General features: G+C 70.3%; 12 protein-coding genes. 8 read left to right on the top strand and 4 right to left on the bottom strand.

All coding sequences use genetic code 11. From position 1 onward, the window contains the following. Positions 1-90: 90 nt before the first annotated feature. Positions 91-1,314 carry a calcium:proton antiporter gene (locus ACFYMC_RS21815; RefSeq protein WP_388527838.1) on the top strand — a complete coding sequence of 408 codons (1,224 nt, stop codon included), beginning with the start codon at positions 91-93 and terminating at the stop codon, positions 1,312-1,314. A gap of 60 nt (positions 1,315-1,374) precedes the next feature. On the opposite strand, the gene paaK is transcribed toward ACFYMC_RS21815, so the two are convergent. Further along, positions 1,375-2,667: a phenylacetate--CoA ligase PaaK gene (paaK, locus tag ACFYMC_RS21810; RefSeq protein ID WP_388527835.1), complete on the bottom strand. Its 1,293-nt coding sequence runs from the start codon at positions 2,665-2,667 to the stop codon at positions 1,375-1,377. A 104-nt stretch (positions 2,668-2,771) separates the two neighbouring features. Further along, positions 2,772-4,436 (bottom strand): acyl-CoA synthetase, encoded by a 1,665-nt coding sequence (locus tag ACFYMC_RS21805; RefSeq protein ID WP_388527833.1) that lies wholly within the window; start codon positions 4,434-4,436, stop codon positions 2,772-2,774. Positions 4,437-4,827: 391 nt separating this feature from the next. Between ACFYMC_RS21805 and ACFYMC_RS21800 the strand changes: the two genes are divergently transcribed. The 6 genes from ACFYMC_RS21800 to ACFYMC_RS21775 all read left to right on the top strand — a co-directional run bounded on the left by ACFYMC_RS21800 (position 4,828) and on the right by ACFYMC_RS21775 (position 10,240). Continuing rightward, the gene (locus ACFYMC_RS21800; protein ID WP_388527830.1) at positions 4,828-5,628 is read left to right on the top strand and encodes a crotonase/enoyl-CoA hydratase family protein; all 801 of its coding nucleotides are present in this window, start codon (positions 4,828-4,830) and stop codon (positions 5,626-5,628) included. Positions 5,629-5,751: 123 nt separating this feature from the next. Continuing rightward, positions 5,752-6,735, top strand: coding sequence for a Zn-ribbon domain-containing OB-fold protein (locus ACFYMC_RS21795; RefSeq protein ID WP_388527827.1), 984 nt, complete (start codon positions 5,752-5,754; stop codon positions 6,733-6,735). Beyond that, on the top strand, positions 6,735-7,796 hold the full coding sequence (locus tag ACFYMC_RS21790) for a thiolase domain-containing protein (RefSeq protein ID WP_388527824.1): 1,062 nt from the start codon (positions 6,735-6,737) through the stop codon (positions 7,794-7,796). Before ACFYMC_RS21795 ends, ACFYMC_RS21790 begins: the two co-directional genes overlap by 1 nt. An 85-nt stretch (positions 7,797-7,881) precedes the next feature. Next, the gene (locus ACFYMC_RS21785; protein WP_388527821.1) at positions 7,882-9,048 is read left to right on the top strand and encodes a thiolase domain-containing protein; all 1,167 of its coding nucleotides are present in this window, start codon (positions 7,882-7,884) and stop codon (positions 9,046-9,048) included. Between the two features lie 119 nt (positions 9,049-9,167). Then, positions 9,168-9,398, top strand: coding sequence for a DUF397 domain-containing protein (locus tag ACFYMC_RS21780; protein WP_388527886.1), 231 nt, complete (start codon positions 9,168-9,170; stop codon positions 9,396-9,398). Between the two features lie 341 nt (positions 9,399-9,739). Continuing rightward, positions 9,740-10,240 (top strand): hypothetical protein, encoded by a 501-nt coding sequence (locus ACFYMC_RS21775; RefSeq protein WP_388527818.1) that lies wholly within the window; start codon positions 9,740-9,742, stop codon positions 10,238-10,240. 45 nt (positions 10,241-10,285) lie between these two features. Here the strand turns inward: ACFYMC_RS21775 and kstD are convergent, their stop codons facing one another. Further along, positions 10,286-12,085, bottom strand: a complete 1,800-nt coding sequence (gene kstD, locus ACFYMC_RS21770) for a 3-oxosteroid 1-dehydrogenase (RefSeq protein ID WP_388527815.1) — start codon at positions 12,083-12,085, stop codon at positions 10,286-10,288. Positions 12,086-12,310: 225 nt separating this feature from the next. Next, positions 12,311-13,453: an aminoglycoside phosphotransferase family protein gene (locus ACFYMC_RS21765; protein WP_388527812.1), complete on the bottom strand. Its 1,143-nt coding sequence runs from the start codon at positions 13,451-13,453 to the stop codon at positions 12,311-12,313. Between the two features lie 233 nt (positions 13,454-13,686). Here ACFYMC_RS21765 and ACFYMC_RS21760 point away from each other — a divergent pair, with 233 nt between their 5' ends. Beyond that, complete coding sequence (locus ACFYMC_RS21760; protein WP_388527810.1) at positions 13,687-15,207, top strand: hypothetical protein; 1,521 nt, start codon at positions 13,687-13,689, stop codon at positions 15,205-15,207. Positions 15,208-15,236 lie beyond the last annotated feature (29 nt).

Genomic DNA, 15,236 nt, shown 5'->3' with positions numbered 1-15,236 from the left:
GAGGGGTGCGACGGCCTCCGCCTGGCCGGGCCGGACGCCGACGGCGCGTTGCGCCCCTTCATCCTGCGGGCCTCTGGCAGCGTGGCGGTCATGAGCTCGGCACGTATGCCAACGCGTTTCCCGATCACCGACTGGACCGTCGTGGTCCCTCTAGTCGCAGTCGTGGCCCTGATCTTCAGCTGGGGCCGCGAGCTGCCCGGATTCGTGGTGGGTCTGGTCGCCCTCTGCCTCGCCGGGGCGGTGCTGGCAGCGGTCCACCACGCTGAGGTGGTCGCACACCGGGTCGGCGAGCCCTTCGGTTCGCTGGTCCTGGCGGTGTCGGTCACCGTCATCGAGGTGGCCCTCATCGTCACGCTCATGGCGGGCAGCGGCGACAAGACGGCCAGCCTGGCCCGCGACACCGTGTTCGCCGCCGTGATGATCACCTGCAACGGGATCGTCGGCATCTCGCTGTTCGTCGGCGCACTGCGCACCCGTATCGCCGTCTTCAACGCCGCCGGATCAGGTGCTGCCCTGGCCACCGTCGCCACGCTGGCCACCTTGGGTCTGGTGCTGCCCACATTCACCACCAGCAAGCCCGGCCCTGAGTTCTCCAGTGCTCAACTCGCCTTCGCGGCAGCGGCCTCCCTCGCGCTGTACGCGCTGTTCATCGCCGTCCAGACCGTGCGGCACCGGGATTACTTCCTTCCCGTCCCGTCACCGTCAACGACCCGCACCCCGCGGCCCGTCGCGGTGGGTGCAGCGCCGGTAGCCGCAGCTCCCGCGGACACCCGAGGCGGGTCGAAGGGCGTGGCGAAGCCGGCGGGAGAAGGGGTGGACCTCGGTGACGGGGAGGAGGAACACGCCGCGCCCCCCACCGCCCGCACCGCCGTGATCAGCCTCGGTCTGCTGATCGTCGCACTGGTGGCCGTGGTGGGAGACGCCAAGGCGGTTTCTCCGACCATCGAGTCCGCGGTCTCCCGGGCCGGCCTGCCGCAGGCCGTGGTCGGTGTGATCATCGCTCTGCTCGTGTTGCTGCCGGAGACGCTCGCAGCTGTCCGGGCCGCCCGCCGGGACCGCATCCAGACCAGTCTCAACCTTGCCTACGGCTCGTCCATCGCGAGCATCGGCTTGACCATTCCGGCCATCGCCCTCGCGTCCGTCTGGCTCACCGGTCCCCTGGTGCTGGGGCTCGACCCGACCCACATGGTCTTGCTCGCCCTCACTGTGATGGTCGGGGCCTTCACCGTCCTTCCCGGGCGCGCCACCCTCCTCCAAGGCGGGGTCCACCTCGTGATCCTCGCCGCCTACCTGTTCCTGGCGGTGACCCCGTGACCGCCTCCCGCAAGGGCGTGGCGAGCGCTGCGCCACGCGTCGTGGCCGCCGGGCGGCGGTTCAGCCGTTGCGCAGATCCACGATCCTCTTGACCTTGCCGACCGAGCGCTGGAGCGTGTAGGGCTCACAGACCTCGACCGAGACCGAGACCCCGATCCCCTCCTTAACCGCCCGGCCCAAGGAGGCGGCTGCGCTGCTCCGGTCCGCGGACGTCGCCTCCGGGCGTGCCTCGGCCACCACCGTCAGGGCGTCCAGGCGGCCCTCCCGGGTCAGTCGGAGCTGGAAGTGCGGGGCCATCCCCGGGGTACGCAGCAGGATCTCTTCGATCTGGGCGGGGAAGAGGTTGACCCCACGCAGGATGATCATGTCGTCGGTGCGGCCGGTGACCTTCGCCATCCGGCGGAAGGCGGGACGGGCGGTCCCGGGCAGTAGCCGGGTCAGGTCGCGGGTGCGGTAGCGGACGACGGGCATGGCCTCCTTGGTCAAGGAGGTGAAGACGAGCTCTCCGGGCTCCCCCTCCGGGAGGACCTTGCCGGACACCGGGTCCACGACCTCGGGCAGGAAGTGGTCCTCCCAGATGTGCAAGCCGTCCTTGGTCCCCGCGAACTCCTGTGCCACACCGGGCCCGATCACCTCCGACAGTCCGTAGATGTCCACGGCGTCGATGGCGAACCGCTCCTCGATCTCGCTCCGCATCGCCTGAGTCCACGGCTCGGCGCCGAACACGCCCACCCGCAGCGAGGTGGAGCGGGGGTCGACCCCCTGGCGTTCGAACTCGTCCAGAAGCGTCAACATGTAGGACGGGGTCACCATGATGACCTCCGGGCGGAAGTCCTGGATGAGACGGACCTGCCTCTCGGTCATCCCCCCGGACGCGGGGATGACCGTGCAGCCCAGTCGTTCGGCGCCGTAGTGGGCTCCGAGGCCTCCGGTGAACAGGCCGTAGCCGTAAGCCACGTGGACCTTGTCGCCGGGCCGGGCGCCGGCGGCGCGCAACGACCGGGCGACCAGGTCCGCCCATCGGTCGAGGTCTCCCTCGGTGTAGCCGACGACCGTCGGCTGGCCGGTGGTGCCGCTGGAGGCGTGAATGCGGCGGATCTGGTCCTGGGGGACGGCGAACATGCCGAAGGGGTACTGCTCGCGCAGCTCCGCCTTGGTGGTGAAGGGGAAGCGCGGCAGGTCGGCGAGGGTGCGACAGTCCTCGGGGCGGACCCCGGCCCGGTCGAAGGCCTCGCGGTAGTGCGGCACCTTCTCGTACGCGCGGTGGAGCGTGGCTCGTAGCCGATCCAACTGGAGGGACTCCAGTGCGGTCCGATCCAGTCGCTCCGCCGTGTCCAGGAGAACGCCGCTCACAGCTCGCCCCTCGCCTTCGGACCGATCGGGGCAGCTGCCGACCGATCATTCGGTAGTGGTCGACGGCAACGAAACCAGTGCCAGGAGGACCCGTCAAGGTCTGGTCAGGGGTGCTGTGGTGGGGCCGGTGGTTCGGCCGATCGGGCTGAGGCGCCGGTGGCCACCGACCGCGCCCAACGGTAGTCGGCCTTGCCGCTGGGAGAGCGCTGGATCCGCTCTACGACCACGAGCTGCCGCGGGATCTTGTACCCGGCCAGCCGGGTGCGGCAGTGCGTCTGGATGTCGAGCAGGTCCGGTGGCCGCTGCGTGCCCGAGCGAAGCTGGACCACCGCGCTCACGTGGTTGCCCCAGGTGGGATCGGGGACCCCCGCGACCAGGGCGTCGTACACGTCGGGGTGTGACTTGAGGGCTTGTTCCACTTCTTCCGGGTACACCTTTTCACCGCCGGTGTTGATGCACTGGGATCCGCGTCCGAGCACCGTCACGATCCCTTCCGTGTCCACCGTGGCCATGTCGCCGAGGAGCACCCACCGTTCCTCGCCGCGCCGGAAGAAGGTTTCGGCGGTCTTGACGGGGTCGTTGTAGTAGCCGAGTGGCACGTGCCCGCGCTGGGCGATCCGCCCCGGCTCTCCGGGGGCCACCGGCTGGTGCGTCTTCGGGTCCACCACCTGTGTACGCGCGTTCACCCGCAGTCGAAAACCCGCCGCGGGACCGGAATCCTCGGTTGCGGTCCCGTTGAACCCGGACTCCGAGGAGCCGAAGTTGTTCAGCAGCAACGCATGGGGAACCAGCGCCTGGAACTGCGCCCGCACCGTCTCCGACATGATCGCGCCCGAGCTGGAGACGCTGAACAGGCCGGAGGTGTCGGAGCCGGCCAGCCGTCCGTTGAGGGCGTCGACCAACGGGCGCAGCATGGCGTCACCGACCAGCGAGACGCTGGTGACGCGCTCCTTGGCGATGGTGTTCAGCACCTGCTCCGGGGCGAACTTCTTGTGGATGACCACCTTTTGGCCGAAGTTGAAGGCGATGAAGGCGGTGAGGGTGGAGGTGCCGTGCATCAGGGGAGGCGTGGGGAAGAAGACCAGGCCGTCCCCTCCGGCGGCCACCCGTTCGGCCAGCTCTTCGGGGGAGGCGACCGGTGTGCCGGTCGGTGCGCCGCCGCCGAGCCCGGCGAAGAACAGGTCCTCGGCGCGCCACATGACCCCTTTGGGCAGGCCGGTGGTCCCGCCGGTGTAGATGATGAACAGGTCGTCGGGTGAGCGTGGCGGGAACCCGCGCTCCGGGTTTCCGGAGACCTCCGCCCCCGGGTAGGGGATGGGGTGCACGGCGGGCTCGGCTGCGCCCTCGGGGGTGGGGCCGACCCGGATGAGGTGGCGCAGCCGCGGTGCGTGCGGTAGGGCGGCGGCCACCCGTTCGGTGAACTCGCCGTCGAAGACCAGCGCCGCCAGGTCGGCATCCCGATAGAGGTAGGCCAGCTCATCCTCTACGTAGCGGTAGTTGACGTTCACGGGCACCAGGCGGGCCTTGAGGCAGGCCAGCACCGTCTGGAGGTACTCGACGCCGTTGTACAGATGGAGCCCCAGATGCTCGCCCGGGGTTAGCCCGCTGTCGAGGAGGTGGTGGGCGATCCGGTTGGCGGCGGCGTCCAGTTCCGCGTAGGTCAGGCGGCGCTCCGCTCCGGTACCCGGATGGTCGAGGTAGACCAGGGCTTCACGGTCCGGGACCGTGTCGACCACCGACTCGAACAGGTCGGCAAGGTTGTACTCCACTGTTACCTCCTGGCCCTTTGGTCCGGGGGTTTTGGCCGGTCGGGCGTTAGGTCTGGCGGTCATTAGAGCGTTGGTCCGGGCAAGTGTGAAGGCCATCGGACAAGAAATCTGACTGTCTGTCAGAGAACTCTTGAACTGGACAGGCGACTCCTGCAACCTGTTCTAGTGCGTGTTGCGAAAGTTGCGCCGTCCGTCCGCGGGGCAGGCGGGACCTTCGCACCACGCCCTAGTGCCGCGGGCGGCAGCGTTCGCCCGTCGTGGTGCCCGGCCCGCACCGTCCGACGACACCGTCACGTCTCGTCCGCGGGCCACGCAGCCGACACCGCGACGCGGCCCGGACAGGCAGGAGCCGCCTGCCGCGGCACAGGGTCCCTGGAGCGGGAGGACGGCAATGAGCGGGACGGAACACCTGAGCGTGACGCGTCAGGGTGCCACCCTGGTGCTCACCATGAACAGGCCGGAAGCGAAGAACGCGCTGTCCCTGGCCCTGCTGGTCGGGCTCTGGGACGGTTGGCAGGAAGCCGACGCCGACGACTCGGTCCGCTCCGTGGTGCTCACCGGCGCCGGAGGCGACTTCTGCGCCGGAATGGACCTCAAGGCCCTCGCCGGCCGGGGGATGGCGGCAGACAGTTACCGGGACCGCCTCAAGGAGGATCCCGATCTGCACTGGAAGGCGATGCTCCGCCACCATCGCCCCCGTAAACCCGTCATCGCAGCCGTCGAGGGAGCCTGCGTCGCCGGCGGTACGGAGATACTCCAGGGAACCGACATCCGCATCGCAGCCAGTGGCGCCACCTTCGGACTCTTCGAAGTGCGCCGCGGGCTCTTTCCCATCGGTGGTTCCACCGTGCGCCTACCCCGGCAGATCCCACACACCCACGCCCTCGAAATGCTGCTCACCGGACGCGCCTACACCGCCGAAGAGGCCGCCCGTATCGGGCTGGTCGGCCAGGTCGTCCCCACCGGGACCGCCCTGGAACACGCCCTCGACCTGGCCGAACAGATCAACGCCTGTGGGCCGCTCGCCGTGGAGGCGGTCAAAGCCAGCGTGTACGAGAGCGCAGCGATGACCGAAGCCGAGGGGCTGGCCGCCGAACTCGTGCGGGGCTGGCCGGTCTTCGACACCGCCGATGCGAAGGAGGGTGCACGTGCCTTCACCGAGAAGCGGCCCCCCCTCTACCGGCGTGCCTGACGCCGACCCGCGGCGCCGCGCCGCCGCCGTTTCCGCCAACTGGCCGGGTGGTGCCCGACCCTCCCAGCGTGCCGGTGCCCTGCCCCTGAGGCCGGAGCGGCCCGCCCGAAAAGGAGTGACCCCATGGCAGCCCCTTCCTCGCCGGAGGTGCTCCGAGCGCCCCTGGTCGTCGAGTACCCCTTCACCCGTTCCCTGGGCCCGGTCCAAAGCGCCTTCCTCACCGGACTGCGTGAACGCACGGTCCTGGGCGTGCGCACCACGGACGAGCGGGTCCTGGTGCCGCCCGTCGAGTACGACCCGGTCACCGCGGCGGAGCTCCGCGACCTCGTAGAGGTAGCCGCCACCGGAACCGTGACCACCTGGGCCTGGAACCCGCGCCCACGCCCCCACCAACCCCTCAGCACCCCCTTCGCCTGGGTGCTAGTGCGCCTGGACGGAGCGGACACCGCCCTGTTGCACGTTCTCGACGCGCCCGGTCCGCAGTCGGTCTCCAGCGGAATGCGGGTCAGGATCCGATGGGCGCCCCATCGGTCGGGTGCCATCACCGACATCGCGTGCTTCGAGCCGGATCCCGAAGGTGCGCAGGGCGGCGGGATCGGAGTCCGACCGGCCCTGCACGGCGGGGCGTTCGAGGATCCGGTCACCCAAATCCTCGCTCCCGCCCGGCTGGACTACGGCTACAGCCCCGGCCGCGCCCAGGGCGCCTACCTCAACGCGCTCGCCGAGCACCGCTTCGTCGGCGAACGCTGCCCCTCCTGTACCAAGGTGTACGTCCCGCCCCGGGGGGCTTGCCCCACCTGCGGTGTCGCCACCGCCGAGCGGGTCGAGGCGGGTCCGGCCGGAACGGTCACCACCTACTGCATCGTCAACATCACGTCCCGGCAGCCTGCGGGCGCGGAGATCGAAGTTCCCTACGTCTACGCGCACATCGCCCTCGACGGAGCTGACCTGGCCCTGCACGGGCGCATCGGTCAGATCCCCTATGACCAGGTGCGGATGGGCCTTCGGGTCGAGCCGGTATGGATCGCCGGGAGTCGTTTTCCCGACCACTTCCGTCCCACCGGCGAGGCGGACGCCGACTACGAGGCCTACAAGGAGTTGTTGTAATGGCCAACGGGATACGTGACGTGGCGGTGGTCGCCTTTGCACAGAGCGACCACCGCAGGCGCACGGACGAACTCTCCGAAGTCGAGATGGTCATGCCGGTGCTGCACCAGGTCCTGGACCAGACCGGTCTCAAAACCGCCGACATCGGATTCACCTGCTCCGGCTCCAGTGACTACCTCGCCGGGCGCGCCTTCTCCTTCACCATGACCCTGGACGCGGTGGGTGCCTGGCCGCCGGTATGCGAATCCCACGTGGAGATGGACGGCGCCTGGGCGCTCTACGAGGCCTGGGTCAAGATACAGACCGGCGCTGCGGACACCGCACTGGTCTACGGGTACGGAAAGTCCTCCCCCGGTTCCGTGCGCGAGGTCCTCACCCGCCAGCTCGACCCCTACTACCTGGCCCCGCTGTGGCCCGACTCCGTGGCGCTCGCCGCCCTCCAGGCCCAGGCCCTCATCGACGCCGGCGACACCGACGAGGCGGCGCTGACCGCCGTGGCCGAACGTAGCCGCACCGCGGCGAAGGACAATCCGCACGCCCAACTCCGTGGATCGGTGGCCGGCGGTGACTACCAGGTCCAACCGTTGCGGACCGGGGACTGCCCGCCGGTCTCGGACGGTGCCGCGGCAGTCATCCTCGCGGCCGGAGCAACCGCGCGCAGGCTGTGCGCCAACCCCGCCTGGATCACGGGCATTGACCACCGCATCGAGGCCCACGCCCTCGGGCTGCGTGACCTGACCGACTCGCCTTCCACCCGGATCGCCGCCGAGCGCGCCGGCTACTTCGAGGCCCCGGTGGACACCGCCGAGCTTCACGCGCCCTTCACCGCCCAGGAGGTCGTCCTGCGCAAGGCGCTACGCCTCGGGGACAACGTGCTCGTCAACCCCTCCGGCGGAGCGCTCGCCGCCAACCCCATCATGGCCGCAGGGCTGATCCGGATCGGCGAGGCGGCGGCCCGGATCCATCGCGGCGCCTCCGCACGGGCACTCGCGCACGCCACCTCCGGCCCCTGCCTCCAACAGAACCTGGTGGCGGTCCTGGCTGCGGACCCAGGCCCGTGAGTCCGGCGCCCGCGGTCACCCGATCACGGCAACCGATGCACCGAGTGCCGCCGCGCGCGGCCGGAGAGACGAGCGAGGGATAAGCATGAGCAGGGAACCCGTGGCCGTCGTCGGTATCGGCCAGACCAAGCACGTGGCCGCCCGTCGGGACGTCTCCCTCGCCGGCCTGGTCCGAGAGGCCGCCCAGCGCGCCCTGGACGACGCCGGGCTCGGCTGGAGTGATGTCGACGCCGTGGTGATCGGCAAGGCCCCCGACTTCTTCGAGGGCGTGATGATGCCGGAGCTGTACCTGGCGGACGCACTCGGCGCCGTGGGCAAGCCCGTGCTTCGGGTGCACACCGCCGGATCGGTCGGCGGGTCCACCGCGCTGGTCGCTGCCGGGCTGATCGAGGCCCGCATCCACCGGACCGTCCTCACCCTGGCCTTCGAGAAGCAGTCGGAGTCCAACGCCATGTGGGGCCTGTCCTTGCCCGTCCCCTTCCAGCAGCCCCTCCTCGCCGGCGCCGGAGGGTTCTTCGCCCCGCACGTGCGGGCCTACATGCGGCGCACCGGCGCACCCGAGACCATCGGTGCCCTCGTGGCCCTCAAGGACCGGCGCAACGCGCTGAAGAACCCTTGCGCGCACCTGCACGAACACGACATCACGCTGGAGAGGGTGCAGGCATCCCCGATGCTCTGGGACCCGATCCGCTACTCGGAGACCTGCCCGTCCTCCGACGGCGCCTGCGCGATGGTCCTCACCGGCAGGTCGGGCGCGGCCCGGGCGCCCAGAGCGCCGGCATGGTTGCACGGTGGTGCGATGCGTAGCGAGCCGACCCTGTTCGCCGGCAAGGACTTCGTCTCCCCGCGGGCGGGCCGGGACTGCGCCGCCGAGGTCTACCACCAGGCGGGCATCACCGATCCCCGCCGCGAGATCGACGTGGCGGAGCTGTACGTGCCCTTCTCCTGGTACGAGCCGATGTGGTTGGAGAACCTGGGCTTCGCAGCCGAAGGCGAGGGCTGGAAGCTCACCGAGTCGGGGGTGACAGCGCTCGACGGTGACCTGCCGGTCAACCCCTCCGGAGGCGTGCTGTCCTCCAACCCCATCGGCGCCTCCGGCATGATCAGGTTCGCCGAGGCAGCGCTCCAGGTACGTGGGCAAGCGGGCGAACACCAGGTCCCGGGCGCCCGTATGGCCCTGGGGCACGCCTACGGCGGTGGGGCCCAGTTCTTCGCCATGTGGCTCGTCGGCGCGGAACCTCCGAACGCCTGACCGAAGGGGTGGGTGGCGGCCCAAGCTGGCTGTTTCGGTGGTCTGTCGGGCATCGACATCGGTCGCTAACCTGGCCCCGGACGACGGCGATCGGGAGGAGCGCGGACGTGGCTGAGGGCATGATTTCGCAGCAACTGGCGGCGGGTTGGGACAAGCCCGAGCTCGACCTGAGCAACGCGCAGTGGCAGTCGGGCAGTCAGGGCGCGGGCGACGTGCAGATCGCCTTCGTCGAGGGGTTCATCGCGATGCGCAACAGCACCCGACCCGAGAGCCCCTCGTTGATTTTCACTCCGGGGGAGTGGCGTCAGTTCGTGCTCGGTGCGCGGGAGGGCGAGTTCGACCTCACCTGACGCCCGTCACCCGCCCGTACGGGCCCGAGGGGTCATGACCGCGTCCGGCGGGCGGGGAGCCGGGCAGTCGCCCTGGCCGCCGGAGGCACCTGAGCGCCCTATACGAGGAGTGCTCCGCTTCGGCGTCGGGCGAACGGGGCGAGCGATCACGTGATCAGTGCCGGCGCCCTCGGATGGCTGTGGCGCGAGGAGTCGGCCCCGCCGGAGCGGCCTGAGCGGTCCGGAGGCGGTGGGCAGCCCGGCCGCGCGGGCCCACCCTTGTTCGCGCCGGCCCGGCCGGAGGTGGTCTGGCACGCCGCCCCAGGCTCCGGAGGCGGGGCAAAGGCACGTACCATGGCGGCATGTCCTTCCTCCGCCGCCGCAGCGCCGCCACTCCCGCGGGCCCGGACTTCGACGTCCTGGCCATGGACCCGGGGGACTGGCCGGGCAATCTCGGGGCGGGCCTGCTGCCCGCTCCCGACGGCAGCTGCCAGGGTGTTTTCCTGCGCTACGACCTGTTCGGGGGGCGCGGACCAGCGATGATCATCGGAAACCTCCCGGAGGGCTCCCCGGCCCGTGAGCTCGCCGACAACCAGGTGCCCTTCGAAGTCGCCCAACTCCTGCTCGCCCTGGAGAACGACGAGGACGTCGAGGTCACGGGCGTCGAGGACGTGCCGGTCATGCAGGGTGACAACCTGTTGATCGTGCGGCGGATCAAGCTTTCGGAGACCCGAATCTCCTGCGTGCAGTTCGACCGCAGCGACAACGTGCTGGTCACCATCGCCAGCTGGGAGCGGCCGATCACCGACGACCTCTACACGCTGTTGAAGCCGCTGCCCGCAGCCCTCTTCCAGCAGGACTGATCCGTCCCCTCGCGGCAGCCGGCTGAAGGTCGGTCTTTGAGGGCGTCAGCCCTCGGCGAGGTCGTTGGCCGCGACGAAGCCGAAGGTCATCGCCGGGCCGATGGTGGAACCCGCGCCCGCGTAGCCGTGGCCCATCACGGCCGCGCTGGCGTTTCCCGCGGCGTACAGCCCACGGATCGCCGAACCGTCCGGCCGAAGCACTCTCGCACGGTGGTCGGTGACCATCCCGCCCTTGGTGCCCAGATCACCGGGGACGATCTTGAAAGCATAGAACGGCGGCGCCCACAGGGGTGCCAGGCAGGAGTTCGGTCTGACGGACGGATCGGTGTAGTAGTGGTCGTACGCGCTCTCACCCCGACCGAAGTCCGCGTCCTCACCGTGCCACGCCATCAGATTGAACCTGTTGACGGTCGCCCGCAGGGCCGCGCCCGGAACGCCGATCCGAGCAGCCAGGTCGTTCCAGGTCCACGCCCGGTGCGCGGCTCCCGAGGCGTACCAGGAATCCGGGAGCGGCAGCAGGGGAGCGACGTCCTTGAAGAGGTACCGGTTGCGGTAGTTCTGGTCCACGATAAGCCAGGCGGGGATGTGGGGCGAGACCCGGTCCTTCTCGTACATCACGTGCACCACGTCCCCGTACGGCGCCGCCTCGTTGACGAAGCGCCCACCCGCCGCATTGACGATCAACCCGCCCGGCAGGGTGCGTTCGGCCAAACAGAAGTACGGCTCCTGCGGCAGGGGGATCGCCGGTCCCCACCACGCGTCCTCCATCAGGGCCAGCGCCGCTCCGGCCCGTTCGCCGGCGCGGATGCCGTCCCCGGTGTTCGCGTGGTGGCCGACGGTCCACTGGGTGCCGATGGGCTGCTGCTGGTACCGCGCCCGCATCGCGGCGTCGTGCTCGAAACCACCTGAGCCGATGACGACCCCACGCCGCGCCCGCACCGTGCACGTCCTGCCCTCGTGCTCCACCACCACCGCGGAGACCGCACCGTCCTGCTGGACGAGATCGACCAGGGGCGTTTCGAGCCAGAGCGGCACCCCCGCGCGCAACAGCCCCAAGCGCAGCCCACCGGCGAGGGCTTGGCCCATGGTCAGCGGTCGTTGGCCGAGCAGCGCGGCAGCGGTACCGCGTGCCAGGCATTCGGTGGCCACCGCAAGGCCCCTCGCGCTGACCAGGGAAAGGGTCAGCCACTTGTAGTCCGCGCTGTAGACCACCATCCCCGCGGGAACGGGTAGGTAGGCCGGGTTCAGCCGCTCCAGTTCCGCCCCCAGCAGCTTGCCGTCGATCATGTCGGGTTCGATGGAACGGCCACCGGGCAGGGCGCCGGGCAGGTCGTAGTAGTCGCTGTAGCCAGCCATGAAGCGGAACCTCAAGGGGCTGTTGGACATGACGAAGTCCAGCATGCGCGGGCCGTTCGCCAAGAACGCCGCCTGCCGGGCAACAGGTACTTCGGGCCCCGCGACCGCTGCGAGGTACGTCGCGGCCTTTTCCGGGGTGTCGGGTGCGCCGGCTTCCAGGAGGATCCGGTTGTTCGGCAACCAGATACCGGCACCTGATCGGGCGGCCGAACCACCGTAGGTGGCGGATTTCTCCACCACTACACAGCTCAGTCCGCGACGGGCGGCCGTGAGCGCGGCGGTCATTCCGGCCGCCCCGGCACCGACCACGACGACGTCGAACTCGCCGAGCACGGGACTCTCCGCGGCGCGGGCAACGGCGGGTACGCCGGCCAGTAGAACACCTGCGCCGGCCCCGGCAAGGACCGAGCGGCGGGTGGGGAGGTCCGGGGTCGGAGCGCTCGTGGCGGGCCCGTTGGGGCGAGGCGCGGGACTGGGGTTCGCGGACATGGGCAGCTCCGGGGACGCGGCGTCAAGGGGTCCTACCGGTGCGGCGTTCTGATGCTGCGTCAGCAATGTGTTCGCAGGATCATGTGATGTCAAGCGCCGTGACCGTGGTCCTGCCCACCCTCGAAACCGGTTCCGTTTGATCGGTCCAGTGGCGCCGTCGTGCGCAGCAAACGTGGTCCCCGGCACCCATGCGCCGGGGACCACGCCCAGAAGTACCGCATCGGATCAGCGCGTGCCGACCGCCGCCCGTACCGCGCGGCGAGCCATGCCGCAGTCATCGTGCAACCGGCGGAGCAGCAGACGCTGCTCCTCGCCCGAGACGGGCGCGGTCGGCGCACCGGGGGTCACCGGCGGGGCGGCCTGAATGGAGCGCTGCACGGCCAGCTCATAGGTGCGGATCTCCCGAGTGAGCACCAGCATCAGGTTCACCAGGAAGGCGTCCCGTGCCGCGGGCCCGGAGGCCTGGGCCAGCTGGCTGATCTGGCGACGGGCGGTCGGCACGTCACCGAGGACGGTCCACAACGTGGCGAGGTCGTAGCCCGGCAAGTACCACCCCGCGTGCTCCCAGTCCAGGAGGACCGGTCCGGTCGGGGCGAGCAACACATTGGAAAGCAGCGCGTCTCCGTGGCAGAACTGACCCACCACGCCCTTGCCGCCCCCCGCCGACGCGAGCCCGCGCAGGAGCTTCTGGAGGTCTCCCAGATCCCGATCGGTAAGCAGGCCCAGGTTGTGGTAGCGCGACAGACGGGAGGAGTAGTCGATCGGCTGCCCGAAGAGGTCCGCCGCCGGTCGCCAGGTGTTCAGGCGGCACACCGCGCCGAGCACGGCTCGTAGGTCGGCACGGGCGGGAGCCTCCACGGGGTGGCGCTGCAGGGCTGCGACCCTGCCCGGACTCCGCTCCACGATCAGCGCGCAGTTCTCCGGGTCCGCGGCGATCAGCTGCGGCACTCGTACCGGGGGGCGGTGGCGTACGAACGCCCGATAGGCAGCTATCTCCTGCCGGTAGCTGTCGACCCAGGCGGGCGAGTGGTCCAGTAAGACCTTTGCCACAGCGGTCGTGCGGCCCGTGGTGCCCACGAGGAGGACCGATCGGCCACTGCGCCGCAGCACCTGTACCGGCGCGAACTCCGGACAGATCCGATGCACCGAGGCCAGCGCGGAGCGCAGCTGGCTGCCCTGGGGGCCGGAGAGATCGAGCCTGCCGCTCACGGGCTGGCCGGGCTGGACCGCGCCGGAGGCCCGGCGCAGGTGAGGTGCCGGCCCGGCCGCGGTGACCGACCGGCTGGGGTCGAGGTAGGGACCGCTGCCCGCCGGGAAGGCTCGGTGCGGCCGGGGCGGTGCGGACACGGAGGACGATGCTGTGTACATGGTGGTGACAGATCCCTTCGTGCGCCGACGAGTTGCGTACGCCACCCACCCCGGGGCCGTGCCGCACCCTGGGGAAGTGGGCCCGGGGACCGGGGCGGGGAGGCGCATTCCTACCCGACACCCGTGGGCGGGTGGCACACCATCTGGCGAACCCTGGCGAACCCTGGCGAATAGTCGCTCGGCATCTGACGCCGGGCTACTGTCAACTCAGCCGAGATCCCTGGGGGCTTGACGTGAGCAGAGGACCCAACACCCGTCTGAACGACCTGTTCGGCCTGGCCGGCTGGTCAAAGGGCGAACTCGCGAGACTGGTGAACCGGCAGGCGGCGGCCATGGGCCACCCCCAACTGGCCACCGACACCTCGCGGGTACGGCGCTGGATGGACATGGGGGAGACCCCGCGCGATCCCGTGCCCAAGGTGCTTGCGGCGCTGTTCACCGAGCGACTCGGACGTGTCGTGACCATCGAGGACCTCGGTTTCGTACGGCACGGGCGTTCCGCGAAGCGGCGCGAGGTCGGGGTGCAGGAAAACCCCGACGGAGTGCCCTGGGCGCCCGAGCGCACGGCTGCGGTTCTCACCGAATTCACGGGAATGGACCTCATGCTCAACCGACGCGGTCTGATGGGCGCGGGTGCCGCGCTCACCGCCGGCTCAGCGCTCAGCAGCGCCATGCACGACTGGCTGCACACCGACCCGGCCAGCACCACCGACTCACTCCGCTGGGCGGGCAGGCGAGACGCCGCCCGCCACGACGACACCCTGCACGCCGACCCCGCCGGGTTCGACCGCTATGAGGCCGCACCCGTCGGATCCGAAGAGATCGAAGCCCTGGAGAGGTCCGTCGAGGTCTTCCGCGCCTGGGATGCCTCCCGGGGTGGCGGGCTCCAGCGAAAGGCCGTGGTGGGCCAGCTCAATGAGGTGGGGGGCATGCTTGCCTACCACCACCCCGACCACCTCCAGCGCCGCCTGTGGGGCGTCGCCGCCAACCTGGCCTGCCTGGCTGGTTGGATGTCCCACGACGTGGGCCTGGAGCCCACCGCGCAGAAGTACTTCGTCATCGCCGCCCATGCCGCACGTGAGGGCGGGGACCGTCCACGGGCGGGCGAAGCGCTCTCCCGCGCCGCCCGCCAGATGGTGCACTTGGGCAAACCGAGTGAGGCGCTGGACCTCATGAAGCTGGCGAAGTCCGGCTCCGGGGCCCAGACCCTGCCGCGCACGCGTGCCATGCTTCACACCATCGAAGCCTGGGCGCAGGCGGCGATGGGGAGGGGCCAGGCGATGCGGCGCACGCTCGGCGAGGCGGAAGACCTCTTCGTTTCGGACAAGAGCGACGTGCCTCCGCCTAGTTGGATGCAGATGTTCGACGAGGCGGACCTGCACGGCATGCAGGCGCTGGCCTACCGGACCCTGGCGGACCACGACCCCAGCGCCGCTCCGTTGGCCCAACAGCACGCCAAGGAGGCGTTGAGGTTGCGCGCCAAGGGCCATGAACGCTCACGAATCTTCGACTACATCTCCATGGCTTCGGCCTGCTTCATCGCCAACGATCCTGAGCAGGCCGACCGCTACGCCCGACTGGCGCTGGTGTCCATGGGAGAGACGTCCTCGCACCGCACCTGGGATCGGCTGCGTGAGATGTACCGGCTCAGCGGCGAGTACGCGGGGTACGGGGCGATCGGGGAGCTTCGCGAGGAGATCGAGCGGTCCCTCCCGAAGGGGGCTCCGCGGCGGGTGCGGGGAGCGCAGGTCTGAGGTGCCCGCACCGCGGCAGCCACTACCAC

Origin of the sequence: Streptomyces sp. NPDC006879, from assembly GCF_042869595.1 — a bacterium.
Classification (GTDB): domain Bacteria; phylum Actinomycetota; class Actinomycetes; order Streptomycetales; family Streptomycetaceae; genus Streptomyces.
This window is presented reverse-complemented; position numbering and strand designations above follow the sequence as displayed.